A 25,835-nucleotide genomic window follows, 5' to 3' on the forward strand; every position below is an offset into this window, starting at 1 on the left:
GCAGGATCTCTCGGTCACCGTCACGCAACACCAGAGGGGTAGCTCGCACGTACCGATTCAATCAGATCGTTTACTGTCCAACAACTTTGGAATCATCCCACTAGCCTTTGGCGCTCGTTACTCGTCTTCGTGGACAAGCATCCGCATGTAGCGGTCGAGGAATTCGCCATCGGCGACGGAGCCGGAGCAGTCGAGCCAGTAGTCGGCGATGACCGACGGGACGAGCCGGTCGACGGCGACGATCGCCCGCCGGAGGCGGTCGAGTCGCGCGGGGTCCTCGGTTTCGGCCCGGTACCAGATCTTCTGGATCAGTGGTTCGTCGCCGTCGAGTTTGACGAAGCAGGACTCGTCGATGCCGTAGCAGTAGGCGTCGTCCTCGTAGCTGCCCCACGGATCCTGTACGCCCTCGTCGAAGCCTGCCGTTGCCGTCGCAACGAACCGCCGGATCCGCGGCATGATCGGGGTGAGCGCGGCGTGGGCCTGCGCGAACGTCAGCCCGGCGGCCGCGTAGTCGTGGGCAGGTGCCGCGATGAGGTGCACGTCGGTCCAGCCGACGCCGTCGGGCGCGCGGTTGGCCCTGCTCGCGGCCTCGGCTTCGCGCAGGTCGGCCGCGACCTCGGCGGCAGCCGCGATCGGGTGGAGGCAGCGCATACCCCACTCGTCCTCGTGGATATGGATTTTCGTCGCGGCGGCGAATTCGTCGGTCACGCTGCCCACCCTAAGCGGATTGCCGATACTTCTACGCGTAACTGGGTGGGTCTCAGAGATACGAGCAGAGGCACGACAAGTTCCGGACACGCCGCAGGGCGGTCAAGGACGTCCGCATCTGCCGAATTGAGGGGCGTTTCATCTACCGTCGTCGCAGATTCCGGTACGACGGCGTCGACATCCTGATGCAAACTGGAACCCATGGCGAAGGATCCGATCGAGCTCGAGGGTGAGCGCGGGCAGTTGTTGGCTCAGTTGGGTGAGCTGCGCCGCGCGGTCGCGGAATTGTCTGGTTGAAGGACTCACCCTCGCAAATGGAGATCCGCTTCGCCATCTTCGCCAACGTTCTCGAGCTCGACGACCAAGGCGAGCCCGTCAACGAGAAGTATGCCGAACGCCGCGCCGCACTGTGGCTCTAGAAGTACTGCAAAGGCGAACTCCCACCGGGAGAAGTAGACCTGCAGGCGTGGGAAGTCGAACTCTACTGACCAGGCGCCCGGTGCCGAATGCACGATCATGCCGCTTTACCGAGCGGTTTCCGTGCACGGCGTCGGTTGCTCGGGCAATCGAGCCAGAGCCGCCGACAGGCGTCAGTCGGCCGCATTCAAGGACAGGCGAGCCGCGTGCGTGCGGGAGACCAAGACGAAATCATCCCAGATATTGGCGTAATAGCCTTCCGGCCGGATCTCCACCTGCGCCGCGAATCGGATCGTGCCGAGCAAGCTTTCGATATTGCGGGCGTAATCGTCTACCAGCGCGTCCAGCACGCCGTCACAGGCGGGCGGCCCTTGCGGTGGGTGCATCCGGCGGACCGCGCTGCGCAAGTGCTCTGGCCAACGCGAAACCGGTTGTATCGCAACAGCGTTGAGCACCGGTTCGGCTACTACTCGGAGTATCCGATCCCGCAGTGGCGTACGGCGAATGAAGAGCTCGCCATCCAACTCAATGACCGGGTCGAGGTCGATGCTGACGGCGTGATCGGTGGCCGACATCGTTTCCTCGAGTAGGAGCGCAGCGTTGGCCGCCGCTGATTGCAGAGATCGGTCGGCCGGTTCGGCGCGGTCGTAGCTGTGGCCAGTCTTCTTCCCCATGAACAGAGTATCGATCAGCCGTCGGAGCCAAGCGACCGGTTCGGCGTGCAGCCGCATCAGTCGAAGTCCTGATATCCAGCAACTGCGTCAGCTGGACCACATCCCCAATACCGGCCGCCGCGATCACCGTCGACGTCCGATCCTCGCCTCTGCCCTTCAACCAACGCCACACCGCAGTGATGCTATTCACCTTCTTTCACTGTGCGCCAATGACTTCGGCATGCCACTACGTTGCCTCGGCGATCGCGAGGCCGCGATACTGGGCGGATGCGGTGGATTCGTGACTACTACGCGGACGGGGACATCTGGCTCCTCCTCGAAATCGATGACGATGGTTGGCCGAACCGGCAGGTCGATCTGCGAGGTTCAGACGGCGAACCGACCACCGCCGCAGCGTTGGACGAGGTGATGCGCATACGGGATCACGGCGGAATCCGCGCGGTCAACGCATACGAGAGCAAGTATGGCGTCCTCTCGGAATCCAGCACCAATGATTGGCACGTCGAGGTCTCCTCCCTCGAAGTGATAACTGCTGAGCAGTTCCAAAGAGCTTGGGCGAAGGCTCGTTCCGCGATCGAACTTCGATGGTCTATCGGGGCGCCCGAGGCTTGAATGCTGAACGGTCGCCGCCTGCAGCCCGATTCGGGTGAACGGGTCGGCAATTCCAGAGCCCCAAGGGCCGCACTGGCCGTATCTGATCGAGTTCGGTTATGGGTGGGTGCTGGCATCAAATTCCGGTGCGGCTCCGGCTGGCCGATGGTGCCGCGAGAAATTCGTTGGCCAGTGCGTAGTACTGGGGTATCGGGTCGTCATGAGACCTGTGGGGGAAGGCGGATCGGGCCGGCGCCCATAGTGTCGGGCGCATGAAGAACGCAACGATTCTCGGGCTGATCATCGCCGGGGCGGCGGCACTCACCGTGGCGTGTGGCACCGAAGCCGAATCGGTCGACGCGGCTGTGGTGCAGGTGGACTCCGGGGCGGTGCGTGGCAGCGTCGCCACCGAACACCGTGTGTTTCAAGGGATCCCGTACGCCGCAGCGCCGACCGGCGACTTCCGTTGGGCCTCGCCGCGGCCGGTGCCGCGGTGGGCGGGGATTCGTGACGCCGCTGTTCCAGGGCCCGCGTGTCCACAGATTCTGCAGAACCCACTCAGCGTCGCGAGCGAGAACGAGGATTGCCTCTACTTGAACGTCACAGCGCCGACGGCTGCACGGCGGTCACCGGTTCTGGTCTACATTCACGGCGGTGACAACATCTTCGGCACCGGAAGCATCTACGACGCGACACGACTCGCCACCAAGGGCGATGCCGTTGTTGTCACTATGAACTACCGGCTGGGGGTACTCGGATACCTGGCACACTCGGACGGACTCTCCGGCGACTACGGGATGCAGGACCAGCGCGCGGCACTGCGGTGGGTGCGCGACAACATCGCTGCCTTCGGAGGCGATCCCGGCAATGTCACACTCTTCGGTCAGTCCGGCGGCGGCTACGCCACCTGCGCACACCTGGTCTCCGACGAGTCCGTCGGATTGTTTCACCGGGCAATCATGCAGAGCAGTCCCTGCCTCAACCTGCGGCCTGGCAGTCCCGAGCCGGCGGGAAGTGGACCCGAACAACCACGCGATCGGCAGGCAGCGCAGCGGCAGGGCTTCGCGATAGCCGACCGGATGCGCTGTCCGGCAACGGCCGGTGCGCTGAACTGCCTGCGGCACAAGGACGTTGCCGAATTGATCGAGGTGACCGCAGAGGAGCGGTTCGCGTCCGTTGTCGATGGCGCGGATCACGCGTTTGTCGACGGAAAATTCGCGCGGGTGCCGGTCCTGTTGGGGATCAACAAGGATGAGGAGCGGTTCCGAGCGTTCGCGATCGAGCTGCAGAACGGTCACCCTCTCACCTTGCAGGAGTACCGCGAACAGCTCACCCAGTTGTTCGGCGACCGAGCCGACCGAGTAGCGGCGCAATATCCGTGCGACGGAGTCAACTGCTCTGCGGCGTTGGGTGATTCGATGACCGACTACGCCTGGGCTCGCCCGGCTGGCGACACCTTCGCAGCATTGGCCCACCACACACCGACCTACGCGTACGAATTCGCCGACCGCGATGCGCCATGGTTCGCTTCGGCCACCGGCCAGCAGTTTCCCAGTCCGAGCTTCGACGTCGGCGCCTACCATATCGCCGAGCTGCCGTACCTGTTCGATGTTGCGTACTCGCAACCGCTGCCCGAACTATCGCGGGATCTGTCCGATCAGATGATCGCCTACTGGTCCCGCTTCGCCCACACCGGCGATCCCAATGCTGTCGGTGCCCCGCCCTGGCCGAAGTTCGATGGTACGGCGAAGTATGTGCAATCCCTGGCGCCGAATACGATCTCGCGCGTCGACTTCGACGCCGAACACCGCACGTGGTTCTGGCGCTCGTTCGACTGATCGATGCCTTCCGATCCGCAAACGCCAACTGGGCCAACTTCAGCAGCAGAAACGCTATGCCACCCAAATGGCCCGTTGCCGGGCATCTCGCCGGGTGCTTGCCGAGATATTCACGAACACCGACTCGAGCGCTGCTGAATTTCGCGACCAGGGCGGTGTTGACTGAGCGACGAATCCTGAAGTGTTCTGTTCGCTGCTCAGGGGAGGTGATCCAGTATCCCGCTGTCGGCGACCTCCCGATGCACTTCACGATGGTGGCGCTGCTCGAGACCGACGACGAGTGGATCGAGGTCTTCACGCCGGTCGACGAGCACCGGCCGCGGTTGCGCACAGTCGGCTGAACTGGGAAAACAGTGTGTCGATCCAGGTGATTGATACCTGAAATACATAGTGCGACCAGAGGTCTCGCAAATCGAATTCCTCGGGTACTATCGCCGACGGGGGAGCACGAGATGTCCGATGGTCTGCACAGTTGGTCGCAGGCGGCGGCAGCTACGGCTGCCCCTCCACAGCGATATACGACCATCTCCAGGGGATGAAACTTGATCGACATGACACCGAACCCCACCTCGCGTCGGCGCTTCGCGCGACGTTCCGGCATCACTTCGGTCGTCGCGGTGGCGGCGGTCGTCGCGGCCCTCGTATCCGGCTGCACCAAAGACGATTCGGCCACCACGGCGGGCCCGGCGCCCACCGGCGCGCTGCCCGACGGCGCGCAGATCGTGAAGGAGTCGGCGAAGACCACGCAGACCCTGCACAACGTGCACCTGAACATCGACGTCAAGAACCTGCCCGATCTGCCGGTGGAAACCGTCTCCGCCGATGTCACCAACGAGACTCAGGGCTCGGGCGCGGCGATGGGTGAGGCGAAGGTCAAGCTCACCCCGGAGGCTTCCTTCACCGAGGCGAAATTCCTTGTGGTGGACAAGGTTCTGTACACCCAGTCCGGTGGTCGTTACGTGCCCGCGGGTCCGGCCGAGAAGGTCTACGATCCGGGCGTCATCCTGGACAAGGACAAGGGCATCGCGAACGTGATCGCCAATATCCAGAACGCGAAGACCGAGGGCCGTGAGGTGATCGACGGCATCAACACCGTCAAGGTCTCCGGCACCATCGACGCCGCCGTGATCGACCCGATCGTGCCGCGCATCGGTCAGAACGCGGGCACCATGCCGATCACCGTGTGGATCCAGGACACCGCCCCGCCCGCGTCGGATTCCACCAAGCCCTCGGACGCCGCGTCCACCGGCGACGGCCCGAATCTCGTTCGCGCCGTGGTGAAGAAGGACTCGGGCGAGGTTACCGTCGGCCTGTCGAACTGGGCCAAGCCGGTCAACATCGTCAAGCCCGCCGGCTGATATTCGGGCGGTAATACCGGACCAACCCACACCGGTCCGGGGTCAGCGGAACCTGGCACGCAGTGCCCTCCCGCGGCCCCGGACCGGTGTGTCGTCTGGGTGTCGCTCGCGGTAACCGAATCATGAACGCACGAGTGCGCATCCAATAAGAGAATGTTCAGCGAGATGCAAGGCGCCACAAGGACTATACGTGTCGGGACGCTGGTCGGCAGGCAACACGCATCGGACGCCGATCGGACACGGAGGAAGAACTAATGACGATCGATGATCGACCTGATGAAGCGGAGCGTGAGCTCCCGCCACCACCCGGCCCGGGGGGTCGGCCTCCCGTCAACAACGTATGGGTTTATAACGGCAGAGCCTACGACCTGAGTGAGTGGATCTCCAAGCATCCAGGCGGTGAATTCTTCATCGGCCGCACGAAAAATCGCGACATCACCTCGATCATCGGTTCCTACCACCGTGATCCGGAAAAAATCGCGCGGATGATCGAGCGTTACAGTCTCGATCGCGCTGCCACGCCCGAGGACATCCATCCGAAGAACAACGCCCCCGACTTCCTGTTCAAGGATGGCTTCAACAGCTGGGACGACACCCCGAAGTACAAGTTCGACAACAAGGACGACCTCCTCCACAAGGTCAAGGCCCGGCTCAAGGAACCCGAGTTGGCGGTGCGCCTGAAGCGGATGGATCGCGCGTTCAACATCGTCGTCGGCGTGCTGATCTTCGCCTACATCGCCGTGCAGGCGCTGCGTCTCTACGACACGAGCTGGATGCCGTTGCCCGCCTTCGTGATAGCGATGGTGCTGCTGCGAAGTTCGCTGGCCGGCTTCGGCCATTACGCGATCCACCGCGCGCAGAAGGGCTGGAACAAGTACGCGGTGAACGCGTTCGACATGAACTATGTCGCACTGTCTTTCGTCACCGCCGACGGCCACGCGCTGCTGCACCACCCGCACACCCAGAGTGAAGTCGACATCAAGAAGAACGTCTTCACGATGATGATGCAGATCCCGCGCCTGTATCGGGTGCCGGTGCACACGGTGCACAAGTTCGGACATCTGTTGACGGGCATGATCATTCGGCTGCTCGACGTCTGCAGGCTCACCCGCAAGGTGGGCATCAAGGACATGTACGGCAGCTGGCGTGGTGCATTGCCGCACTTCATCGGCTCGTTCGGCATGCGGTTCCTGCTGGTGGCCGAGTTCGTGGCGTTCGCGTTCGCGGGCGACCTGCTGGCCTGGGGTCTGCAGTTCGTGATCACGCTGTGGATCAGCACCTTCATGGTGGTGGCCAGCCACGACTTCGAGGTCCCGATCGAGGAGCTGCACGTCGAGACCGAGGACTGGGCGGTCAACCAGCTCGAGCAGGCCTATGACCTGACCGTGGTCGGCAACAAGTACGTCGACTGCTTCCTTTCGGCCGGTCTGAGCTCGCATCGTGCCCATCACGTACTTCCGTTCCAGCGCAGTGGCTTTGCCAATATCGCGTCGGAGAACGTGGTGCGTGAGGAAGCCGCGAAGTTCGGTGTGGAGTGGCTGCCCGCCAAGAGCTTCTTCGGAGACCGTTTCCCCAAGCTGTGCCGGACCTATCTGTTCGCGCCTTCCCGCGAGGCCGAGGAGAACCGGTGGGGAATCGTGCGCGAACACCTCGCGCCCACAGCGTTGAAGACCTGCGTCACCTACACCGCGCAGGGCTTCTCCGGCATCGGAACCGTCTGACCCGGCCCGCTGCCACATCTCATCTGTCTCGAAAGGAACTGTGCCCGTGTCTATCTCCTTTGACCTGCTCCGCACGCCCGAGCACGAGCGCGGGCACGACCTGCTACCACCCACGCCCCCGACGACTGTGGGCGTGATCGAAGCGGTCGCCACCGGCTCGCCGTCGCTGGTTGTCGATCAGGCTGTCAACGCGGGCCGGGTTGCCGAGCTGTTCTCCGATCCCGTTCAGCGCAAACGCATTCCGCGCATCTATGCCAAGACCAGAATCGACACCCGCCACCTGGCGATCGACCCGCTCGATCCCGAGTTTCTCGAGTTCAGCCGCAAGCCCGGCACCATCCGGGAGCGGATGAACCTGTTCTTCGAGCACGCGGTGCCGCTTGCCGTCGACGTCGCCCGGCGTGCGGTCGCAGGCATGGAGAACCCGGCTGAGGACATCGGCCAGCTGATCTTCGTGACCAGCACCGGCTTCATCGCCCCCGGCGTAGACGTCGCGGTCGTCAAGCAGTTGGGTCTGTCGCCGAAGGTCGGGCGGATGGTCATCAACTTCATGGGTTGCGCCGCGGCCATGAACGGCATCCGCGCCGCCGTCGACTACGTCCGGGCCCACCCGGACAAGAAGGCGATGGTGCTGTGCATCGAATTGTCTTCGGTGAACGCGGTTTTCGACGACGACGTCAACGACGTGATCACCCACAGCCTGTTCGGTGACGGGTGCGGCGCGGTGGTGATCGGCGCCAATCAGGTGCAGCAGCCGCTCGCGCCCGGCAGTGTCGTGATCCGCGACAGCTTCAGCCACCTGTTCGACGACGCCGAGGACGGCATCGTGCTCGGCGTCAAGGACGCGGGCATCACCTGCGAACTGGCGACCAGCCTGCCCGACTACATCTACCGCGGCGTCGACCCCGTTGTCTCGGAAGTGTTGGCGCGCAACGGACTCGACAAGTCCGATATCGAGTTGTGGGCGATCCACCCCGGTGGTCCCCGCATCATCGAGGAGTCGGCGCACTCGCTCGGCATTCCCGCCGAGCTCGCGGCGCCGAGCTGGGAGGTGCTCGCCGAGCACGGCAACATGCTCAGTGTCTCGCTGATCTTCGTGCTGGAGCGGATGATCCGCGACGCACAGACCACGGCACCGATCTCGACCGGTGTGGCGTTCTCGTTCGCACCCGGTGTCACCCTCGAGGGCATCGTCTTCGATGTCATCCGCAGCTGAGAGCCGTCCATCATGCATTTGCTCCGTTTTCTCGCCGCGCTGTCGCCGGCCAGGATCGCGGCCGTCGTCGCCGCGGGTCTGATCTGCGGTGCCGCCAACACCTACCTGGTCACACTGATCAACGCGGTCGTCTCACCCCGCCCGCAACCCGACAACCTGCTGCTCCGTTTCGGGGCGACGGGCCTGGTGATCCTCGTCAGCGGTGTGCTGTCGCAGGTGCTGCTGATCCGCCTGTCGCAGGAGGCGATCTACCGGCTCCGCAGCGACCTGAGCTCCGGAATCGTCTCCGCCCCACTGGAACACCTCGAACGGCTCGGCATGCATCGTCTGATGGCGACGCTCACCGAGGACGTGCGCTCGCTGTCGCAGGCGGTCACCGCTATCCCGTCGATCTGCGTGGATGTGGCGACCATCGTCGGCTGCTTCGTGTTCCTCGCCGTGGTGTCGGGACCGATCTTCGCGATCACCGTCGCGGGCACATTGGTCGCAATCGCCTGTGTCGAAATGGTTCTCAAGCGAGTGCGCGGTATCTACCGTGAGGCCCGCGAGAACGAGGACGCGCTGCTGCGATCGTTCCAGGCCGTCACCCTCGGCATCAAGGAACTGAAGCTGCACCGTGGCCGTCGCCGCGACTTCATGGACCGCCACCTGCTCGGATCGGCGGGCACGCTGCGCGATCAGAACACCGACGCGGGCTCGAAGTTCTCCTACGCGCAGGGCTTCGGCCAGGCGTTGCAGTTGGGCACGATGGCACTGATCCTGTTCGGCATCGCGGCCGCACTGAATCTGCCGCGCGAGACGATGGTCGGGTACGTGCTGGTCACGACGTTCCTGGCGATGCCGATGCAGAACTTCATGCACCGCATCCCCGATCTGCTGCGAGGTGATGTGGCGCTGGACAAGATCCGCGCGATGAACCTGTCGATGACGACCCTGCACGACGAGGAGTCACTGCCGTATGTCGAGCGTCCGGCGGTGGGGGAGGCCAAGCTGGAACTGACCAACGTCAGCTACGTGTATCGCTCGGAGGCGCCTTCGGCAGTGCCGCCGCCGCCCGGGTCGCATCCAGGTGGGCCGGGTGGACCTGGTGGACCGCCGCCGCGTCCCGGGATGCCGCCGCACAACGGGAGGCACCCGCATCCCGCGCATCCCGGTGCGCATCAGGGCGGCGCGGTGGATGTGAACGGCAAGAAGTGGGTCGACCACGGTGGCGCCGATGTGCGCCCACTGGCACCGCCGCCCGGGCTCGACGAGTCCGAGGACGCCGGCTTCCGGCTGGGACCGATCGACCTGGTCTTCGAACCGGGGCAGATCACGTTCATCGTCGGCGGTAACGGCAGCGGGAAGTCGACGCTCGCCAAACTGATCACCGGTCTGTACGTGCCACGCTCGGGGTCGTTGTCGCTCAACGGGGAGAGGATCGACCACGACAACATCGAGTGGTACCGACAGAATTCCTCGGCGGTGTTCACCGATTTCCACCTGTTCGAGGACTACCTGGGCTTCGACCGTCCCGGCATCGACGCCGACGTCCAGCGCTATCTCGACGAGCTGCAGATCTCGCACAAGGTGACGGTCAAGGACGGACGCTTGTCGACCGTCGACCTGTCGCAAGGCCAGCGCAAACGCCTGGCCCTGCTCACGGCCCTGCTCGAAGACCGCCAGATCTACGTCTTCGACGAATGGGCCGCCGACCAGGAACCGCGCTTCCGCGACGTGTTCTACCGCGAGATCCTCACCGATCTGAAGCGGCGCGGCAAGACGGTCATCGTGATCACCCACGACGACCGATACTTCGACTGCGCCGACCAGTTGGTGAAGCTGGACTTCGGTCTGGTCGCTGTCTGACACGTAACGCCGGTTCCTTTCGGGGGACCGGCGTTTCAGGCGATGTGACGAAACTCGGTGACGTTCCGCATCGGGGGACGGTCGGCGAGGCTGACTTCGGAAGGTGTTCGACGCCAACCTGATTCGTCAGGGAGGAACTGGACCAGGCCCATCCCGGAGTCGCGGATACCGAGTCGGTCCAGCAGAGTCGCCACCACTTGGCGGCTCATCACCGCGAGCTCGTGCGTCGGCCGATTGCGGTGCAGCCTGATACCGAGGTCCACCTGGGCGATGGCGGCCAGGCCGCAACGCTGCCAGCAGTCCATCAAGATTCCGATGTCCGCGCCGTAGCCACTGGCGATGGAGATCTGCCCGAGAAACCCACGGGTGGCGGCACATTCACCGCCGAGCGGCTGAATGATCTCCGACAGGGCGGGCGCCAGCGCGGTGAGCAGCGGCCGTGCCACCAGCTGCGTCACCCGGCCACCACCGTCGGCGTCCTCGATCATCGGCCTGCGGTAATAGCCCTTCACCAGCGCAATACCCGAATCGGTGAGCAGCGGTGCGAGCAGCGTGGGCACGAACTGCGGATCCGGTTCGACGAGATCGGCGTCGAGGAAGACGATCAGATCACCGGTACACACCGCCATCGACCGCCACAGCACTTCGCCCTTCCCCGGCCGCACGGCCACCTCGGGCAGTGCCTCCTCGCGGGTATAGACCGCGGCGCCGGCGGCGCGCGCTCGCGCAATGGTGCGGTCGGTGGAGCCGGCATCGAGCACGATCAGCTCGTCGACCAGCCCACCGAGTAAAGGTTGAACAGAGGCGACCACTCCGGCGACGGTGTCCTCGTCATCGAGCGCAGGCACCACCACCGAGACCCGTCGACCCCACTTACGGTCGGTCAGTTCACGGACGTCCATCCGGCCAGTCAACGACACCGTCCCCATACCCGCCACCGATGCGCGCCGATCCTGTGACCGACCCCAACGATTCTCCGATCGCGCTGGTCCTACCTATAGATGGGTGGTGAACAACGGTGCTTTGACGACGAACAGAATCGCGAGCACACCGATAACGGCCATCGCCACCGCGAGCCCGAAGACAGCGGCCAACGCGCCGATCAGCACCCCTTCGAGGGCGATTCCGGTGTAGGCGACTCGGTTGAGCTTGCCGAGTGCCTGTTCCTCGCCGCCGGAGTCGACGCCGTGGCCGACCGATCCGGTGCAGAACGGGTGCAGATTCGCCAAGCCGATTCCGCTGACAACCGCTGCCACCGCCAGCGCCGCGCTTCCGGTCGTCGAGTGGGTCACGATTCCGGTGATCCCGACGATGACGAGCAGACCACTGATGCGCACCGACCACACCCGATCCAGATGGCGGCTCAGCGGTCCGAATGCCAGCCGACCGAGACAGATGGAGCCGATGAACAGTGTCAGGGCGAGGGTGGCCGCGGTCAGGGATGCGCCCGAGTGCACCGCGAGGATGGCGAGCCAGTTGGTGAGCATTCCCTCCAGGAGCAACGCGGAGAAGCTCATCGCGGTCAACCAGCGCAGCGAGGGTGGATATGCCACCCGGATCCGTTCGAGCGGGCGAACCCTCGGCGAAACCCGCGTAGGGGCCACGTGTGGGGGAGTGCGGCCCACTTCCGTTGGCGCAGTTGCAGTATGGAAGCGGCGGAGGATCACGAATACAGCCGTGGTGCCGACGATGCCGACAGCGGTGAGTGTGATGAAGGACTGCAGCAACGGAATACGTCCCGCCGTCACCAGCCCGAAGCCGGCGCCGAGAGTCCCACCGACCGCTTGGAACCCTTCCAGAGGTGAGAGCAAGCTGTTCGCACGCGCGTCCGTGACCGCGCTCATGCGAACCTTCTCCAGGCGAGCGGCGAGCACGTTCTGCCCGATATCCAGCAGCGCGTTGAACGTCCCGGCGACAAGCAGCCACCCGATCGTCGCCCACAGGCCGAACCCCATCCCCGACAGCCCGATTCCGGCCAGGTATAACCCCGCGGCAACAGGTGCGGCGCGCGCCGCCCCGAATCGGGCCACGATCTGGGGCGCCACGAACATCGTCGCAGTGAGCCCGACGACGAACCCGATCCGCGCGAACCCCACCTGCGCATCCGAAAGCCCGTATCGCTCTTGCAGTTCCGGCAACCGCGACGCCAACGCGGCATAACCGAGCCCGTTGAGCAGAAACAACCCCATGGCCGCCCAGACCACCGGCTGCCGCCACGCAGCGCTGACCACCGAGGGCGACTCCGCACGCATCGGCACCCCCTCTCGCCGCGGACAACCGTTCCACAAGCACTCAGCGGGCACCGAAACAACGGACGAACAACGCGTAGACAGGCAATACCTTCACCCGATGCGGCTGTCAAGGTAGCTGATTGTTTGCGCGACTCGCCGTTGGGACGGGCGGATCAACCCATAAATGGCGCGCCCGCGCGAGGGTGAAAGCATGAAACTCATCAAATTGATGTGTGTCCTCGGCGCCACCGCCGCTTTGCCCGCAGTGCTCGCCGGCCCTGCGAACGCCGCATCGTGGACAACCGATCAGATGGTGGCCTATTTCTGCACCGAGGCGCACGATGCCGCCTTCTATCGTGATTACGCAGAAGTCGAGAAAATGAGTAAATGGAAGTTCAACGGTGACATTGTTCCCGAGGTGGAAGCCCGCAAAAAGGTCTTCGGTACCGGCGAGCTCAACGACACCACCCGCGCGGGTCAGTGCGGTGAGAAGGAAACCGAGTACTTCGATGCAGTTGACATGATCACCAGTCGGGAGAAGGACACGCTGCGCGAGGAGTTCCTGAACAACAACGAGGCGCTCAAAGCCCTCCCGGCCAAGAAGCTCGCTGCCTTCAGCAAACCCGGCCAGTCGGAGATGCAGCGTAAGAACGAGAAATACCCGCAGTGAGCCGGTCGCGGCGGTGAGGGACCGGCAAGGGTTCGAGTAGCCTGGCACCCAGTCGGCTGATGGAGGGGACAGGGTTCATGAGTGGGAGCGCGGCAACGATGGTCGAGGTGGGCAAAGGATCCAAGACGGATCTGGTCGACGGGCAGTACACGGTGCGCCTTGACCTCGACAGTCCGGCTGGTGCGGTGGATATTGCCGCCGTGCTGCTGACCGCCGACGGCATGGTGCGTTCCGACGCGGACTTCGTCTTCTTCAACAATCCGTCGGCATCCGGGGTTCGGCTGGAATCGGATGCTGTTGTCGCGGTGGACCTTTCGGCTCTGCCCGCCGAGATTCATCGTGTGGTGATCACCGGAAGTACCGAGGCGCAGGGTATTCGGTTCGGCGCGATCGCCGGGCTGCGGGTTTCTGTCGTCGGGTCGAGTCAGTCGGTGAGTTTCGTGCCGCCCGGCCTGGATTCCGAGACGGTGCTGCAAGCTGTCGCGTTGTATCGGCGGGGGAGTGGATGGCGGCTCGACGCGATCGGTCAGGGATACAGCGCCGGGCTGGCAGCATTCGCGACGGACCACGGAATTGTTGTCGATGCGGAAGAAGAGTCCGCCGAAGTAGTTGCGCCGCAGGCTGTTACGCCCGCACCGCGAGCTGCGACACCTGCTCCGTCGGTCGATCTGCGTAAGGTCGACGTCGTCCTGACCAAAGATTCCCCCGATCGCCGCGCCACCATCGACCTGCGTAAGGGCGACCCCGGCTATGTACTGACCGTCGGCCTCGAATGGGACGGGCGCGGTGCGGAGTACGACGACTACGGCCGCTGCACCAAGCGCGGAGTCGGCGACCTCGACGTCTACTTCTTCTGCCGCAACGAGATCACCGGCGACTACGTAGTCTTGAGCGGCGAAAAAGGCCACCAGGGCGACATCGCGAAGTGGCCGTTCATCCACCACCAGGGCGACTCCCAAGGCCCCGGCGTGAACAACCAACCCGCCCGTGAACAAGTCATCGTCCGCCCCACCGAAAACGGTGACCTCCTCCTCAACGTGTACCAGTCCGTAGACAACGGGGGCGGCGCCATCGACAAATTCGGAAAGCCCCGCGTCCGAGTCCGCTACGGCCGCCCCGGCCCCGACGGACTCCCCGGCGAGGACGCCGACCAGATCACCGTCGTCATCGGCAACGGAAAGAGTTCCTTCTGGGCCACCGTCGCCCACATCGACGTCCGAGACGGCATCCTCACCGTCGATGGCACCATCCACTACAGCCGCGCGTTCAGCGAGCGCATGCCCGTCCTCGATACCGAAGGAAATTGGGTTCGTTCCGCCAAGAACGGCCCGGTCGGCCGCAGCAAGAAGGCCAACGGTCTCGGCCTGAGCCGCTACGTTGGTCAATGCCCTACTCCGCGCTGAGCCGAAAAATCACCTGATCTGCGATGGCCTCCGGGTTACGCTCCCCTCGACGGTTCACACTGATGAGGGGCACAGTGATCGCGGTGAACAGCAACGGTGAGTACTCGTTCACCAAGCCGACTCGCCCCAGCATTCGCCTGCTGACCGGCCTCGGCGTCGAGGGCGATATCCACGCCGGAACGACGGTCAAACACCGCTCCCGCGTCGCGCAGGACCCGACCCAGCCGAATCTCCGGCAGGTTCACCTCCTGCACGAAGAGCTGTTCACCGAGGTCGCCGACCACGGATTCGAGGTGTTCCCCGGTGATCTGGGCGAAAACGTCACCACCAGCGGAATCGATCTTCTCGCGCTGCCGGCAGGGGCCTTGCTCCGTATCGGTGCGCGCGCGGTTGTCGAAGTCACCGGCCTGCGTAACCCGTGCGCCCAGATCGACAATTTCCGGCCCGGACTCTTGAAGCGGCTCGTCCACCACGACGAGACGGGCACCCTCGTGCGCAAGGCCGGGATCATGGGTGTGGTCACCGCGGGCGGCGAAGTCAGACCGGGTGACAGCATCGTCGTCGAACTTCCGCCCGAGCCGTGGAAGGCGCTGGATCGGGTCTAGCGTCGGCCGAATTTCCGGCTTGCACCTGACGTAAGGTCAGGTCCTACCGTCGACAACACCGGCGCACAGTGCGCTGGTGGAAGTGGGATGAAACGGATGGACCTGCGCGAAACCGGGCGTGTGTGGAAGGTCGGCGAACTCGCGGACGAGGCCGGGCTGACGGTGCGGACGCTGCACCATTACGACCGCATCGGGTTGGTACATCCCGCGGAGCGGACCAGCACCGGCCATCGGCTCTACACCGCGAGCGATGTCGAGCGCCTCTACCAGGTGCTGGCCCTGCGTCAACTGGGCCTGGGCCTGGACCAGATCGCGGATCTGCTCGAGGGTGCCGTGCCGATGGCGCAGGTGCTGACCGCTCATCGCGACTATCTGGCCGCACAGCTCGAAGCGACCCGGGAACTCCACGCCTTGGTCGAGGCACTGGCTACCACGGTGCAGCGCAAGCCGGATACATCCACGGACCACTTCCTGGAACTGATCAGGAGGACCGTCATGGTCGACGACACCATCAAGACATACTTCACCGAAAATCAACTGGCGCAGCTCGCCGAGCGTCGGGAAGAGTTGGGGGAGAAGCAGATTCAGAAAGCCGAAGCCGACTGGGCTGAGCTGATCCCCCAGGTCGATGCGGCGATCGCAGCGGGAATGGACCCGACCACACCCGAGGCGCAACGAATGGCCGCGCGGTGGATGGCGCTCCTGGAAGAGTTCCACGGCGGCGACGAAGGCCTGCGCGACAGCATGTACCGAATGCAGGCCGAGGAGTCCGCCCGAATCGAAAGTGAGTACTGCGGACCGTCGCCCGCGCAGATCGCGTTCATCACGGCCGCGAATACTGCACGGGAGTAACGGGATCGGAGTCCGAACATCGCGCAGTAACGACTGAGGTAGTGCGTGCGCGTGGTGCGGGGGATGATTCCTGCGCGCCACGGCCGCCGCCTGAAACCCGGGCAGGGTGTGGTCTTCTCGGGAAGGACCCGAACATCGACGGGCACAGGAGTCTGCGGCATAGGCTTGACCGATGAATGCAGCCCCACCCTTGACGGTGTCGCAGCGGACGGGATACATCTGCAGCGCGGTGGTCTGGCGCTGTGATCGGTTGACGACTTGGGCAGCGGTGGCGTGGTGATATCCGACCCGACACGCGACCCTGCGTCGGTCGAGATCGGCAACTTCCTTCCCCATGCGCCGTCTGACGTGTGGCACGCGCTCACCGATCCGAGTGTGGTGCAACGGTGGTTGATGCCGTCTACCGGATTCGTCGCATCAGTGGGAACCCACTTCGTCTTCACCGTCCCGCCACAGCCATCGTCGGCGGCCAGGCGGCAAGCGACCTCTGTCGGTGAGATCGCCTGCGAAGTTCTAGCGGCCCGTCCGAGTGAGCAGCTGACCCTGAGCTGGGTCGACTTGCGAGCAGAACGGCCGACCCGCTGGGTTATCGACTGGACATTGTTGTCGCAGGGGCGTGGCACTCGATTGTTGTTGACGCACAGCGGATTCGATATCGAAGACCGCCGACAGAAGATGGCGCGCAACGGAATGGAACGGATGTGGCACGGCAGGTTGTCGCGGCTGCGCGACGTGCTCGACATCGGCCACCAGAACCTCTTCTAGTTGGATCGCCACGGCTCTGGAGTGGGAACCGCGCTGGTGATGCCTGTTCGCTGAGACCTGCGGCCAGGCGGATTGCGTCACTGGCTGTCGGTGTTCCAGGGTGCCGCCCGCATGTCCTCGATCGAGAGCCGCTGTCCGCGGCGCGGTTCACCGAGCGGAACTCCGACGGCGATCATCGACATCACCACCCATCCGGCGTCCGGAGCGAGGTCGGTGGTGACGGCGTCGAGGTCGAAGGCGCGGAATTGGTGGCAGGCGAGGCCGATGGCCTGGGCTTGGATTGTCAGATGGGCGACGGCTTGGCCGAGATCGTAGTCGGCGAATTCCGAGTACGGGATGCGGGAATCGTCGACGAATCTGTGCGTCAACGTGACGATCAACAGACCGGCGTCCAACGCCCACCGAGCTGAACTGGGTGTCAGATGCACCGCGATCCGCTTGTGTTCCACCTCGCCGGGCCGAACCGGATAGAAACTCCACGGCTGCGAATTCCCCGCCGACGGCGCCCACCGCGCCGCCTCGAGCAGCAGTTCGACCGTCGCGTCGTCCACTGTCGCCTCGGGATCGAACGCGTGCGGACTGAATCGCCCGGCCAGCAGTGGGTGGAGGCGGGGCCGACCCGCAGGGATGAACACTCCTGTCCCAACCGGAATGCGGTGCGGAATATGCCTGCTCCACGAGTTGCGAAGGCCATGGCAAGGGGCAGACTTCGTTCTAGGTGATCGGGCGGTCGCCGAGTAGGTCCTCGCGAAGGTCGCGGACTGTTGTCCGTAGGGCCTCGACGACGGCAGCCACCTCAGGTCGGCGGAGGGTTTCGGGACGGATGACGAGCCAATAGGTGAGCTGGACACGGACCTCGTCGGGCAGGACGCGGACGAGGTCGGGGTGGCGGTCGGCCATGAAGCAGGGGAGTAGGCCGATGCCCGCGGCGGCTCGGGTGGCTTCTACGTGGACGAAGACGTTGGTGGAGGAGACCGAGCGGCGCATGGTGGGGGCGAAGGCGAGGGCCAGGTCGAGGTCGTCGACTTGGAGGATGGATTCGATGAAGTAGACCAGGGGGTAATCGGCGAGGTCGGCGATGGTGGTGGGGGTGCCGTGTTCGGCGAGGTAGTCGCGGGAGGCGTAGAGGCGCAGGCAGTAGTCGCCGAGTCCGATCGCTTCGGCGCGATGGACTTGGGGTTTGCCGACCACCACCTCGATGTCGAGTCCGGTTCGCTGGGTGGATGCTCGCCGGGTCGCGGCGATGATGTCGACGGCGATACCGGGGTGTCGGCGTTGGACGCGGGCGGCCGAGGGTGCGGCCAGGTAGGCGCTGAAACCGTCGGTGGCCGAAATGCGCACCACGCCTTCGAGTGTGCGCTCGCCCGCGGTCGAGCCCAGCGATTTGACGGCCGCCTCCACCGCTTCGGCCGCGGTCAGCGCCTCGCGGCCCAGATCGGTGAGCTCCCAGCCGCCGCTGACGCGGGTCAGCACCCGCCCGCCCATGGCGTGTTCGAGTGCCGCGATGCGCCGCGAGATCGTCGTGTGGTTGATGCCCAATTCTTCGGCGGCGGTGATGTAGCGCCCGGACCGGCCGACGGCGAGTAGTACCAGCAAATCGTCAGCGCTCGGCCTGCGTCCCGACGTCGAAGCAGAATGGCTCACGTGTGCAGTTTCGCAGATTGCCGCTGCGAAACTGGCCATTGTCATCGAGATCCGTCTGCACGAATACTCTCCCCATGGCTTGTGGGCTGCATCACATTTCCATCGTGATGTGACCTGGAACATCGAAGGAGTAGTGCGATGACCGTGCGCAGCACGACCCGTCCGACCGACCCGGACGAAGCCCCCACCGGACTGCGGCGGGTGGTGGCCGCCTCGATGGCGGGCACCGTCGTCGAATGGTACGAATTCTTCCTCTACGGCACCGCCGCGACCCTGGTGTTCAGCAAGGTGTTCTTCTCCAAGGACACCAGCGATCTCGACGCGATCTTGGCCGCCTTCGTCACCTACGCCGTCGGTTTCGCGGCCCGCCCGCTCGGCGGCATCGTCTTCGGCTACTTCGGCGACCGCTACGGCCGCAAGCAGTTGTTGCAGGTGAGCCTGGTGCTCGTCGGCGCGGCGACCTTCCTGATGGGCTGTCTGCCCACCTTCGCCCAAATCGGTTACTGGGCACCGGCGATGCTGGTGATCCTGCGCTTCATCCAGGGCTTCGCGATCGGTGGCGAATGGGGTGGTGCGGTGCTGCTGGTCGCCGAGCACAGCCCGAGTCGCAGTCGCGCCTTCTGGTCGAGTTGGCCGCAGGCCGGGGTGCCGGCTGGAAATCTGCTCGCCACGGTCGTGCTGCTGGTGCTGACCTCGACCCTGTCGGACGAGGCGTTCCTGAGTTGGGGCTGGCGCGTGGCGTTCTGGCTGTCGGCGGTGGTCGTGCTGGTGGGCTACTACGTGCGTACCAAGGTCACCGACGCTCCGATCTTCCTGGCGGCGCAGCAGTCGATGGATCAGGCCAAGGCCGCCTCGTTCAGCCCGTTCGAGGTGCTGCGCAATTATCCGCGTGGGGTGTTCACCGCGATGGGTCTGCGGTTCGGCGAGAACATCATGTACTACCTGGTCGTCACGTTCTCCATCACCTATCTCAAGGTGCACGTGCACGCCGACACCACCAACATTCTGTGGTGGCTGCTCATCGCCCACGCCGTGCACATCATGGTGATTCCGCTGGCCGGCAGGCTCGGTGACCGCATCGGCCGCCGCCCGGTCTACCTGGCCGGTGCCGTCGCCGCGGCTACCTGGGGTTTCTTCGCCTTCCCGATGATGGACAGCGGCAACCACCTGATCATCTTGTCCGCCATTGTCATCGGACTGGTGTTCCACGGGCTCATGTACGCCGGTCAGCCCGCGATCATGGCCGAGATGTTCCCGACGCGGATGCGCTACTCGGGTGTGTCGATGGGCTACCAGGTCACCTCGATCGTGGCGGGTTCGCTGGCGCCGATCATCGCGGTGAAGCTGCTGTCGGAGTTCGGTTCCTCGGTGCCGATCGCCTGGTACCTGGCTGTGGCCGCGAGCGTCACCATCGTTGCGGTGTTGTGCGCGAAGGAAACTCGGGGAATCGACCTGGAATCTGTTGACCTCGCTGATGCTGCGGCCACGAAAGGTGTTGCCTGATGGCAGCTCTTACGGGACGTAAGGCGCTGGTCACCGGTGCCGCGAGTGGTATCGGCGCCGCCTGTGCACGCGAGCTCGCCGCACGCGGGGCCGAGGTCACCGTCGCCGATATCGATGGAGTCGGTGCGAAAGCGGTGGCGCACGAGATCGGCGGGCATTCGTGGAATGTCGACCTGCTCGAGGTCGACGCGTTGGCGCAATTGCGGCTCGAGACCGACATTCTGGTCAACAACGCGGGTGTGCAAAGCGTCAGCCCCATCGAGGATTTCGAGCCGCATCGGTTCCGCACGATGCAGACGCTGATGGTCGAAGCGCCGTTCCTGCTGATTCGCGCGACCCTTCCGCACATGTACGAGCAGGGTTTCGGGCGGATCGTGAATATCTCGTCGGTGCACGGGATTCGGGCGTCGCAGTTCAAGGTCGCGTATGTGACCGCGAAGCACGGGTTGGAGGGGCTGTCGAAGGTGACGGCGCTGGAAGGTGGTGCGCACGGGGTCACCAGCAACTGCGTCAGCCCCGGCTATGTGCGAACACCGTTGGTGGACAAGCAGATCGCCGATCAGGCTGCCGCGCACGGAATCGATGAGCGGGAAGTGCTGGAGAAGGTGCTGCTCACCGAGAGTGCGATCAAACGGTTGATCGAGCCGGAAGAGGTTGCGGCACTGGTCGGTTGGCTGGCCTCCGACAACGCGGGCATGGTCACCGGGTCTTCCTACGTGATGGACGGAGGGTGGAGCGCCCGGTGACCGAGGGGGAGTTCGGGAGGCGGGCCGGCTTCAGGGGAGTGAATGGACCGTTTGAACGGTACCGACCCGCCTGCAACCCATTCGTTGACGCCGACGGTCCGGATGGGGGGTCGGTCAGAGGATCTGCGCGACGGTTTTCAGCCGGTACTTTCGACTGTGGAGTCGCGGCGGGTCAGCCAGATCGCGCAGGCTGTGCAGAGGGCCGCGGCGATCAAACCTGGGACGATCAGATCCGGACGTGGTTCGAAGGCGGGTGGTGTCGTGGACGTCAGTTCCACGAACCCGTGCACAGTACCCGCCCACATCGTGTAGTGATCCGTGTCTGGTGTCACGCCAACCCACGACGGCACCGCGCCATCGTTACTCGTCGGCAGCTCCCGCGCGGTCAACGACGCGAGCACCGGCAACACGGTCCAACCGGCGAGCAGGGAAGGTTCGAGCGGCAGCGTCGCCGCACCTGCCATCGCCGCCGCGAAGAGCAGCACCGCGCCGGCGGCAATTCGAACCCAGTCGGTATCGGAAACGAAAGACAGCGCGCCGATCAACGCCGCACCGGCACACACACCGACGGCGAGGGCCGCGCGGCGTTGCCGAAGCCCGACCGCAAGGCCGCCGATCACTGCGGCGACTCCGGCGACGAGCGTGAAAATCGAAGGTTCGCGATCCAATCCCGGTTCGATGACGAGAACGGCCGCGGCTGCGGTCATCGCGGCCAACGTCGTCGCCGACCCCTGTGGCAACCACCGAACACCCGCCGCGAAGACGGCGAGCACCAGCAGTACCGACGCGACAGGAAGTCGGCCGGTCTCGGTCGACAGTCGCGCGAGCAAGCCGGATGTCAGCGCTATTGCGGCGCCGAACGCGACTATCCGCCCTGACAGGTCGACATCGACATGGTCGGCTCGCCGCCACCGCATCGCCAGCAACAGTCCTGCCCCCAGCGCGACGGCCACCACCAACTGCCACATCCGCCCCGGTGGGTCGAGGGAACCGGGGTAATCGTGATAGCGGAAGTGGTCCCCGCCGAGCAGGTTCTCCCACTGATACCCGAGCACCCCTGCCGCTACGAGGCCACCGAAGAACCACACCTGAACTGCCGTTGTCAGGAGCGCGGGCACGATCAACAACCCGAGCGCGACACCGAGCGCGACGGGCAACTCGTTCCACTCATCCGGCGCGGGCAGCGCGCTGACGGCGCCCACGATCGCCAGCCCGGCCAGACCGATCCCGTAAACCACGCAATAGCGGACCCGGCCCCAGCTGAACAGGCTGACCGCGGTGATCGCAACCAGCGCGGCGATCACCGCGGTGGTCATCGGCGCGGTCCCGAAAATCTGTGAGCCAGCCGCAGTGTCGGCGATGCGCTGAACCCCATAACCCGAGGTCAGGCCGATCAACGCCCCGATAGCGGCGTGTACTGCCGCCGTTCCACTCACCTTCAGCACTCCTCGCCACACGATCCGAATTGATGCCTTCAACCAGGACATTGTCGGCTGCGGTGATCAATTCGTTACCATCAGGTCGTGGTCGATGAAATGCCCGGAATCCGCAAAATTCGCGGGCAAAGGCACTTGTTGTGGACGTTTGATCATGTTGTAATCCAGATGTTTGCTGGCGACCCGCCGATTGTTCGGATGATGTGGGGGATGAGATGACGTTACGTCCGGAGATGGGGTCGGAGGCAGGCCGAGGGGAGGCCGGTGCCCTCCCCTCGGTCGATATCGCCGACAGTCCGTTGACCGCGGACCGCGTCGGACGGTTGAGTCCGGCCGCCCGGCACCGGATCGCGGCGTTCGTGCACACCACTCTCGCCGATCTGGACGAGTTGCCCGAACCGCCTTCGAGGTGACCCTGCGATCCAGCCTCAGCGGAACAGGGCAGTGAGGTCGACGGTGGCTGCCATGGCCGCGGCGCCCGCGTCGTTGAGGTGCATGCCGTCGCCGCTGTCGAATTCGGGGCGGATGCAGTCGGGTCGGTGGGGGTCGTTCACGGCGCGGTCGACGTCGAAGATCGAGTCGAAAAGGGTTGTGGTGCGCAGCCATTCGTTGACGGCATGGCGAGTCGGCTGGGTTTCCAGTAGGGGCATGCCGGGGTAGACGCAGCCTGCGTAGGGGCCGATGGTGGCGGCGTGGATGCGCAGTCCGGCGGCGTGGGCGCGGTCGGCCAGGTCGGTGAAGCCGGCGATCAGTTCTTCGGTGGTGGCGCTGGGTTGGCCGCCCATCGCGCCGAGGATGAGGTCGTTGATGCCGAAGTTGATCAGGATGTCGGTCACCCCGGGGACCTGCAGGGCATCGGAATCGAAACGGCGCACGCCTGATTCGCCGATCTGCTCAGCGGTGAGGCGGTTGCCCGCGATGCCGTTGTTGACCACCCAGCCCCGGGCGAGGCGGTCATTGAGGACGTCGACCGAGCGACGATTGGCGCTCGGTGTGGTGCCGACACCTTCGAACCAGGAGTCACCGAACGCGACTGCGATCGGAGGTTGTTCGCTGACCAGCACGTCGATTCCGGTGACGAAGAATCGGAACGGAACCTCGAGGGCGTCAGGAAGTTCCACCTCCGCGGTCTGGTCACCGTCGACGATGTAGGCGATCTCGCCGGGCTGGTGGGAGAAGGTGGCGAGGCCGGTCGATTCCGGCAGGTAGAGGCTGAGCAGCAGGTCTTCGCCTGCGGTGACCGGCAATTCGATCGGATCGCTCACCGACTCGGCGCCCGCGTCGATGATGACCGCCGCCGTGCTGCCGAAGGTGACCTCCCGATCCTCGATGATCGCCGATCCGGCTTTGCGCCGGGCGATCCGCACAGCGCCGATCCGCAGCGGTGCGACCCCGTAGCGGTTGGTCAAGCGCACGCGCACCGCGTCGCCGCCGCCTGCCATGTGCAGGACGTGGCGCACGGTTTCGTCCCCGAACTCCCGTGATTCGGCGAGTTTGATCTGCTCGGTCGGGTCGATGACGCCGGTCCGGAAGCCCGCGACCCAGGTGTTGTTCTGCATGATCTCTCCAGTAGTTGCTGTGCGGAATAATGCGTTGACATAGGTCTACGGGAAAGTATTCCTCGTGTCAACTATCCGCATGGCAAGTATGGGCTAAGCTGGTGTTATGTCCGATCTGTTCGACGACCCCCGTTTCACCATCTCCGGCTTGCTGTTCGAGGCGCACAGTGGCCTGCTCGCCAAGCTGGAGCCGACCTGGAAGGCGCACGGCCTCTCCGGCCTCGACCTCAATGCCCTTCTGCGGCTGAGTCGTTCGCCAGGTCACCGCCTGCGGATGTCGGACCTTGCCACGCAGACCGAGCTCTCCACCAGCGGTGTCACCCGCCTGGTCGACCGGCTCGCCGCCGCGGGCCTGGTCGAACGTCAACTCGACCCGGCCGACCGCCGCAGCGCCTACGCGGCCCTGACCGACGGTGGTGTGCAGCGCCTCGAAGAGGTCCTGCCCGATTACCTCGCGGCCCTGGAGAAATGGCTCACCGGCCAGTTGACTCCCGCTCAACTCGACGGCTTGGTCACCGGCCTTCGCGTCATCCGGGACGCCACGAACCCGGCGGCCACCGCCTTGGCTGACCGGTCCTGAGCGCTGTTCGCGCTTTCGCAGACGACCGTGCCGGACCGCAGGATTCCGAAAGCGCCCCGCCAGTCACAGCTGTCAGTGTGTGGGTACGTCGCCCGGAGACCGCGGCGGCCGACCACGAGAGGACCGAAAGCGTGAAGATTCCACTGGCAGTACTTGTAGGCGCAGTCTTGACCATCAGCGCATGCACGATGCAGGCGAGCGAAACAGGCACTGCACCAACAGGTTCCCTGCCGGACCCCGCTGTGCTGCAATCCGCGCTGGATGCGGTCCGCGACGCCGGGATGGTCGGTGTGTTCATGGAAGTACGTGACGAGGACCGGGTGTGGAGTGGCGCGTCGGGCGTCGCCGACGTCATCTCCGGCGAGCCCATCCGGCCCGACATGGTCCACCGAATGGGCAGCATCACCAAGACATTCGTCGCGGCCGCCATCATGCAGCAGGTCGAGCAGGGACGGATCGGGCTCGACACACCGATCGCCGACTACCTGCCACGCCTGGTCCCCGGCGAGCGCGGCACCGAGATCACGATTCGGATGCTGCTCAACCACACGAGCGGTCTGGCCGAGCACCTGCCGTACTCGTTCCCCTCTCTCTCAGCCTTTTTCGGCGGAACGCAGCTGTCCGCGGAGAGCTTGGACAAGCACCGGTTCACCGAGTTCGACCCGATCGAGTTGATCAGAATGGGTGTCGACGCGCCCGCCACCGGTGCGCCCGGTGCGACCCCCGGCGTGTACTCCAACACCAACTACTTCCTGCTGGCCCAACTGCTGGAGCAGGTGACCGGAACAGCGTTCGAGACCTACATCGCCGAGAATGTGATCCGCCGCGCCGACCTCGCCCACACCGCGTTTCCGGACCAGCCGACCCTGTCGGCTCCGCATCCGCGACTGTACGAGGGCCTGTTCGGCACGATCGACCCACCGCGCGACTACAGCGTCTACAACATGTCCTGGACGATGCCCGGCGCCGGCATCGTCTCGACCACGGCAGACCTGAACCGCTTCTACCGCGCGCTGCTCGCCGGACAGATCGTGAGCCCGGAATCGCTGGCACAGATGCAGCGCACGGTGCCCGTCATCGCCCTGGACGGCACGCAGATCGAATACGGCCACGGCCTGCACCGCGTGCAGACCGCGACCGGCGAAACATTCTGGGGCCACGACGGCAGCGCCTTCGGCGCCCTGGCGCTATCTCTCACCAGCGCCGACGGCATCCGCCAGATGTCGGTCGCGATGAACTTCGCCCGCTGGAACGAGCTGGGCCCCGACGGCACACCGAAACCCCACCCCATCGACGACGCCCTCGATACCCTCTATCGAACCGCGATGGGCGACAAGTAGTTACTTCGGCCACGCTGCGACACCGCCCGCCCGGATTCGGATGCCGTAGGCTCGCACCGCATTCCCCGCGACGCCGACTGCGACATCAGGCCAGGGCTACGAGACCGACTTGGCCCGGCGGTGCGGGGTC

Annotated in this window: 25 protein-coding genes; 17 read left to right on the top strand and 8 right to left on the bottom strand. The window is 64.9% G+C overall.

Going from position 1 to position 25,835, the window contains the following annotated elements:
• Nucleotides 1-117: 117 nt before the first annotated feature.
• The gene (locus tag ACFW6D_RS00005; protein ID WP_379323081.1) at nt 118-708 is read right to left on the bottom strand and encodes a hypothetical protein; all 591 of its coding nucleotides are present in this window, start codon (nt 706-708) and stop codon (nt 118-120) included.
• Nucleotides 709-1,298: 590 nt separating this feature from the next.
• On the bottom strand, nt 1,299-1,856 hold the full coding sequence (locus ACFW6D_RS00010; protein WP_379323083.1) for a hypothetical protein: 558 nt from the start codon (nt 1,854-1,856) through the stop codon (nt 1,299-1,301).
• Nucleotides 1,857-2,066: 210 nt separating this feature from the next.
• Between ACFW6D_RS00010 and ACFW6D_RS00015 the strand changes: the two genes are divergently transcribed.
• From ACFW6D_RS00015 to ACFW6D_RS00045, 7 genes are all read left to right on the top strand, one after another.
• Entirely contained in the window at nt 2,067-2,411 is a 345-nt protein-coding gene (locus tag ACFW6D_RS00015; RefSeq protein ID WP_379323085.1) for a hypothetical protein, read from the top strand.
• 251 nt (nt 2,412-2,662) lie between these two features.
• Nucleotides 2,663-4,228: a carboxylesterase/lipase family protein gene (locus tag ACFW6D_RS00020; protein ID WP_379323087.1), complete on the top strand. Its 1,566-nt coding sequence runs from the start codon at nt 2,663-2,665 to the stop codon at nt 4,226-4,228.
• Nucleotides 4,229-4,434: 206 nt separating this feature from the next.
• Nucleotides 4,435-4,569, top strand: a complete 135-nt coding sequence (locus ACFW6D_RS00025; protein ID WP_379323089.1) for a hypothetical protein — start codon at nt 4,435-4,437, stop codon at nt 4,567-4,569.
• A 210-nt stretch (nt 4,570-4,779) separates the two neighbouring features.
• Nucleotides 4,780-5,586: an LppX_LprAFG lipoprotein gene (locus ACFW6D_RS00030; protein WP_379323091.1), complete on the top strand. Its 807-nt coding sequence runs from the start codon at nt 4,780-4,782 to the stop codon at nt 5,584-5,586.
• A 254-nt stretch (nt 5,587-5,840) separates the two neighbouring features.
• On the top strand, nt 5,841-7,307 hold the full coding sequence (locus tag ACFW6D_RS00035; RefSeq protein ID WP_379323093.1) for a fatty acid desaturase: 1,467 nt from the start codon (nt 5,841-5,843) through the stop codon (nt 7,305-7,307).
• Nucleotides 7,308-7,353: 46 nt separating this feature from the next.
• Nucleotides 7,354-8,523, top strand: coding sequence for a type III polyketide synthase (locus ACFW6D_RS00040; RefSeq protein ID WP_379323095.1), 1,170 nt, complete (start codon nt 7,354-7,356; stop codon nt 8,521-8,523).
• A gap of 12 nt (nt 8,524-8,535) precedes the next feature.
• Entirely contained in the window at nt 8,536-10,371 is a 1,836-nt protein-coding gene (locus tag ACFW6D_RS00045) for an ATP-binding cassette domain-containing protein (RefSeq protein ID WP_379323097.1), read from the top strand.
• Nucleotides 10,372-10,406: 35 nt separating this feature from the next.
• Here the strand turns inward: ACFW6D_RS00045 and ACFW6D_RS00050 are convergent, their stop codons facing one another.
• Complete coding sequence (locus ACFW6D_RS00050) at nt 10,407-11,273, bottom strand: glucosyl-3-phosphoglycerate synthase (RefSeq protein ID WP_379323099.1); 867 nt, start codon at nt 11,271-11,273, stop codon at nt 10,407-10,409.
• Between the two features lie 93 nt (nt 11,274-11,366).
• Nucleotides 11,367-12,623, bottom strand: coding sequence for an MFS transporter (locus ACFW6D_RS00055; RefSeq protein WP_379323101.1), 1,257 nt, complete (start codon nt 12,621-12,623; stop codon nt 11,367-11,369).
• A 190-nt stretch (nt 12,624-12,813) separates the two neighbouring features.
• On the opposite strand from ACFW6D_RS00055, the gene ACFW6D_RS00060 reads away from it, so the two are divergent.
• From ACFW6D_RS00060 to ACFW6D_RS00080, 5 genes are all read left to right on the top strand, one after another.
• Entirely contained in the window at nt 12,814-13,272 is a 459-nt protein-coding gene (locus ACFW6D_RS00060) for a hypothetical protein (protein WP_379323103.1), read from the top strand.
• 77 nt (nt 13,273-13,349) lie between these two features.
• A complete protein-coding gene (locus ACFW6D_RS00065) occupies nt 13,350-14,675 on the top strand; it encodes a TerD family protein (RefSeq protein ID WP_379323105.1) in 1,326 nt (441 codons plus the stop codon).
• A 62-nt stretch (nt 14,676-14,737) separates the two neighbouring features.
• Nucleotides 14,738-15,280 carry an MOSC domain-containing protein gene (locus ACFW6D_RS00070; RefSeq protein ID WP_379323107.1) on the top strand — a complete coding sequence of 181 codons (543 nt, stop codon included), beginning with the start codon at nt 14,738-14,740 and terminating at the stop codon, nt 15,278-15,280.
• Between the two features lie 87 nt (nt 15,281-15,367).
• Entirely contained in the window at nt 15,368-16,132 is a 765-nt protein-coding gene (locus tag ACFW6D_RS00075; RefSeq protein ID WP_379323109.1) for a MerR family transcriptional regulator, read from the top strand.
• 348 nt (nt 16,133-16,480) lie between these two features.
• Entirely contained in the window at nt 16,481-16,897 is a 417-nt protein-coding gene (locus ACFW6D_RS00080) for an SRPBCC domain-containing protein (protein ID WP_379324195.1), read from the top strand.
• 77 nt (nt 16,898-16,974) lie between these two features.
• Here the strand turns inward: ACFW6D_RS00080 and ACFW6D_RS00085 are convergent, their stop codons facing one another.
• Both ACFW6D_RS00085 and ACFW6D_RS00090 read right to left on the bottom strand, forming a co-directional pair.
• Complete coding sequence (locus ACFW6D_RS00085; protein WP_379323111.1) at nt 16,975-17,532, bottom strand: nitroreductase family protein; 558 nt, start codon at nt 17,530-17,532, stop codon at nt 16,975-16,977.
• Nucleotides 17,533-17,611: 79 nt separating this feature from the next.
• A complete protein-coding gene (locus ACFW6D_RS00090) occupies nt 17,612-18,580 on the bottom strand; it encodes a LysR family transcriptional regulator (protein WP_379323113.1) in 969 nt (322 codons plus the stop codon).
• Nucleotides 18,581-18,679: 99 nt separating this feature from the next.
• Here ACFW6D_RS00090 and ACFW6D_RS00095 point away from each other — a divergent pair, with 99 nt between their 5' ends.
• Nucleotides 18,680-20,044 carry an MFS transporter gene (locus ACFW6D_RS00095; protein WP_379323115.1) on the top strand — a complete coding sequence of 455 codons (1,365 nt, stop codon included), beginning with the start codon at nt 18,680-18,682 and terminating at the stop codon, nt 20,042-20,044.
• Entirely contained in the window at nt 20,044-20,790 is a 747-nt protein-coding gene (locus tag ACFW6D_RS00100) for a 3-hydroxybutyrate dehydrogenase (RefSeq protein WP_379323117.1), read from the top strand. Before ACFW6D_RS00095 ends, ACFW6D_RS00100 begins: the two co-directional genes overlap by 1 nt.
• Nucleotides 20,791-20,927: 137 nt before the next feature.
• On the opposite strand, the gene ACFW6D_RS00105 is transcribed toward ACFW6D_RS00100, so the two are convergent.
• Nucleotides 20,928-22,226, bottom strand: a complete 1,299-nt coding sequence (locus ACFW6D_RS00105) for a hypothetical protein (RefSeq protein WP_379323119.1) — start codon at nt 22,224-22,226, stop codon at nt 20,928-20,930.
• Between the two features lie 215 nt (nt 22,227-22,441).
• On the opposite strand from ACFW6D_RS00105, the gene ACFW6D_RS00110 reads away from it, so the two are divergent.
• Entirely contained in the window at nt 22,442-22,639 is a 198-nt protein-coding gene (locus tag ACFW6D_RS00110) for a hypothetical protein (protein ID WP_379323121.1), read from the top strand.
• Between the two features lie 15 nt (nt 22,640-22,654).
• On the opposite strand, the gene ACFW6D_RS00115 is transcribed toward ACFW6D_RS00110, so the two are convergent.
• Nucleotides 22,655-23,785, bottom strand: a complete 1,131-nt coding sequence (locus ACFW6D_RS00115; RefSeq protein WP_379323123.1) for a GDSL-type esterase/lipase family protein — start codon at nt 23,783-23,785, stop codon at nt 22,655-22,657.
• Nucleotides 23,786-23,891: 106 nt separating this feature from the next.
• On the opposite strand from ACFW6D_RS00115, the gene ACFW6D_RS00120 reads away from it, so the two are divergent.
• A complete protein-coding gene (locus tag ACFW6D_RS00120; protein ID WP_379323125.1) occupies nt 23,892-24,365 on the top strand; it encodes a MarR family winged helix-turn-helix transcriptional regulator in 474 nt (157 codons plus the stop codon).
• 167 nt (nt 24,366-24,532) lie between these two features.
• Nucleotides 24,533-25,705 carry a serine hydrolase domain-containing protein gene (locus ACFW6D_RS00125; RefSeq protein ID WP_379323127.1) on the top strand — a complete coding sequence of 391 codons (1,173 nt, stop codon included), beginning with the start codon at nt 24,533-24,535 and terminating at the stop codon, nt 25,703-25,705.
• Nucleotides 25,706-25,835: the final 130 nt, after the last annotated feature.

This window comes from Nocardia sp. NPDC058705 (assembly GCF_042749305.1).
GTDB lineage: Bacteria > Actinomycetota > Actinomycetes > Mycobacteriales > Mycobacteriaceae > Nocardia.

What these genes read in the sequence shown, in the direction of transcription:
- ACFW6D_RS00010 (WP_379323083.1), bottom strand. Translation starts at nt 1,856, where the DNA reads ATGCGGCTGCACGCCGAACCGGTCGCTTGGCTCCGACGGCTGATCGAT.
- ACFW6D_RS00015 (WP_379323085.1), top strand. Translation starts at nt 2,067, where the DNA reads ATGCGGTGGATTCGTGACTACTACGCGGACGGGGACATCTGGCTCCTC.
- ACFW6D_RS00020 (WP_379323087.1), top strand. Translation starts at nt 2,663, where the DNA reads ATGAAGAACGCAACGATTCTCGGGCTGATCATCGCCGGGGCGGCGGCA.
- ACFW6D_RS00030 (WP_379323091.1), top strand. Translation starts at nt 4,780, where the DNA reads ATGACACCGAACCCCACCTCGCGTCGGCGCTTCGCGCGACGTTCCGGC.
- ACFW6D_RS00035 (WP_379323093.1), top strand. Translation starts at nt 5,841, where the DNA reads ATGACGATCGATGATCGACCTGATGAAGCGGAGCGTGAGCTCCCGCCA.
- ACFW6D_RS00045 (WP_379323097.1), top strand. Translation starts at nt 8,536, where the DNA reads ATGCATTTGCTCCGTTTTCTCGCCGCGCTGTCGCCGGCCAGGATCGCG.
- ACFW6D_RS00050 (WP_379323099.1), bottom strand. Translation starts at nt 11,273, where the DNA reads ATGGACGTCCGTGAACTGACCGACCGTAAGTGGGGTCGACGGGTCTCG.
- ACFW6D_RS00055 (WP_379323101.1), bottom strand. Translation starts at nt 12,623, where the DNA reads ATGCGTGCGGAGTCGCCCTCGGTGGTCAGCGCTGCGTGGCGGCAGCCG.
- ACFW6D_RS00060 (WP_379323103.1), top strand. Translation starts at nt 12,814, where the DNA reads ATGAAACTCATCAAATTGATGTGTGTCCTCGGCGCCACCGCCGCTTTG.
- ACFW6D_RS00065 (WP_379323105.1), top strand. Translation starts at nt 13,350, where the DNA reads ATGAGTGGGAGCGCGGCAACGATGGTCGAGGTGGGCAAAGGATCCAAG.
- ACFW6D_RS00070 (WP_379323107.1), top strand. Translation starts at nt 14,738, where the DNA reads ATGAGGGGCACAGTGATCGCGGTGAACAGCAACGGTGAGTACTCGTTC.
- ACFW6D_RS00075 (WP_379323109.1), top strand. Translation starts at nt 15,368, where the DNA reads ATGAAACGGATGGACCTGCGCGAAACCGGGCGTGTGTGGAAGGTCGGC.
- ACFW6D_RS00090 (WP_379323113.1), bottom strand. Translation starts at nt 18,580, where the DNA reads ATGGCCAGTTTCGCAGCGGCAATCTGCGAAACTGCACACGTGAGCCAT.
- ACFW6D_RS00095 (WP_379323115.1), top strand. Translation starts at nt 18,680, where the DNA reads ATGACCGTGCGCAGCACGACCCGTCCGACCGACCCGGACGAAGCCCCC.
- ACFW6D_RS00100 (WP_379323117.1), top strand. Translation starts at nt 20,044, where the DNA reads ATGGCAGCTCTTACGGGACGTAAGGCGCTGGTCACCGGTGCCGCGAGT.
- ACFW6D_RS00110 (WP_379323121.1), top strand. Translation starts at nt 22,442, where the DNA reads ATGACGTTACGTCCGGAGATGGGGTCGGAGGCAGGCCGAGGGGAGGCC.
- ACFW6D_RS00115 (WP_379323123.1), bottom strand. Translation starts at nt 23,785, where the DNA reads ATGCAGAACAACACCTGGGTCGCGGGCTTCCGGACCGGCGTCATCGAC.
- ACFW6D_RS00120 (WP_379323125.1), top strand. Translation starts at nt 23,892, where the DNA reads ATGTCCGATCTGTTCGACGACCCCCGTTTCACCATCTCCGGCTTGCTG.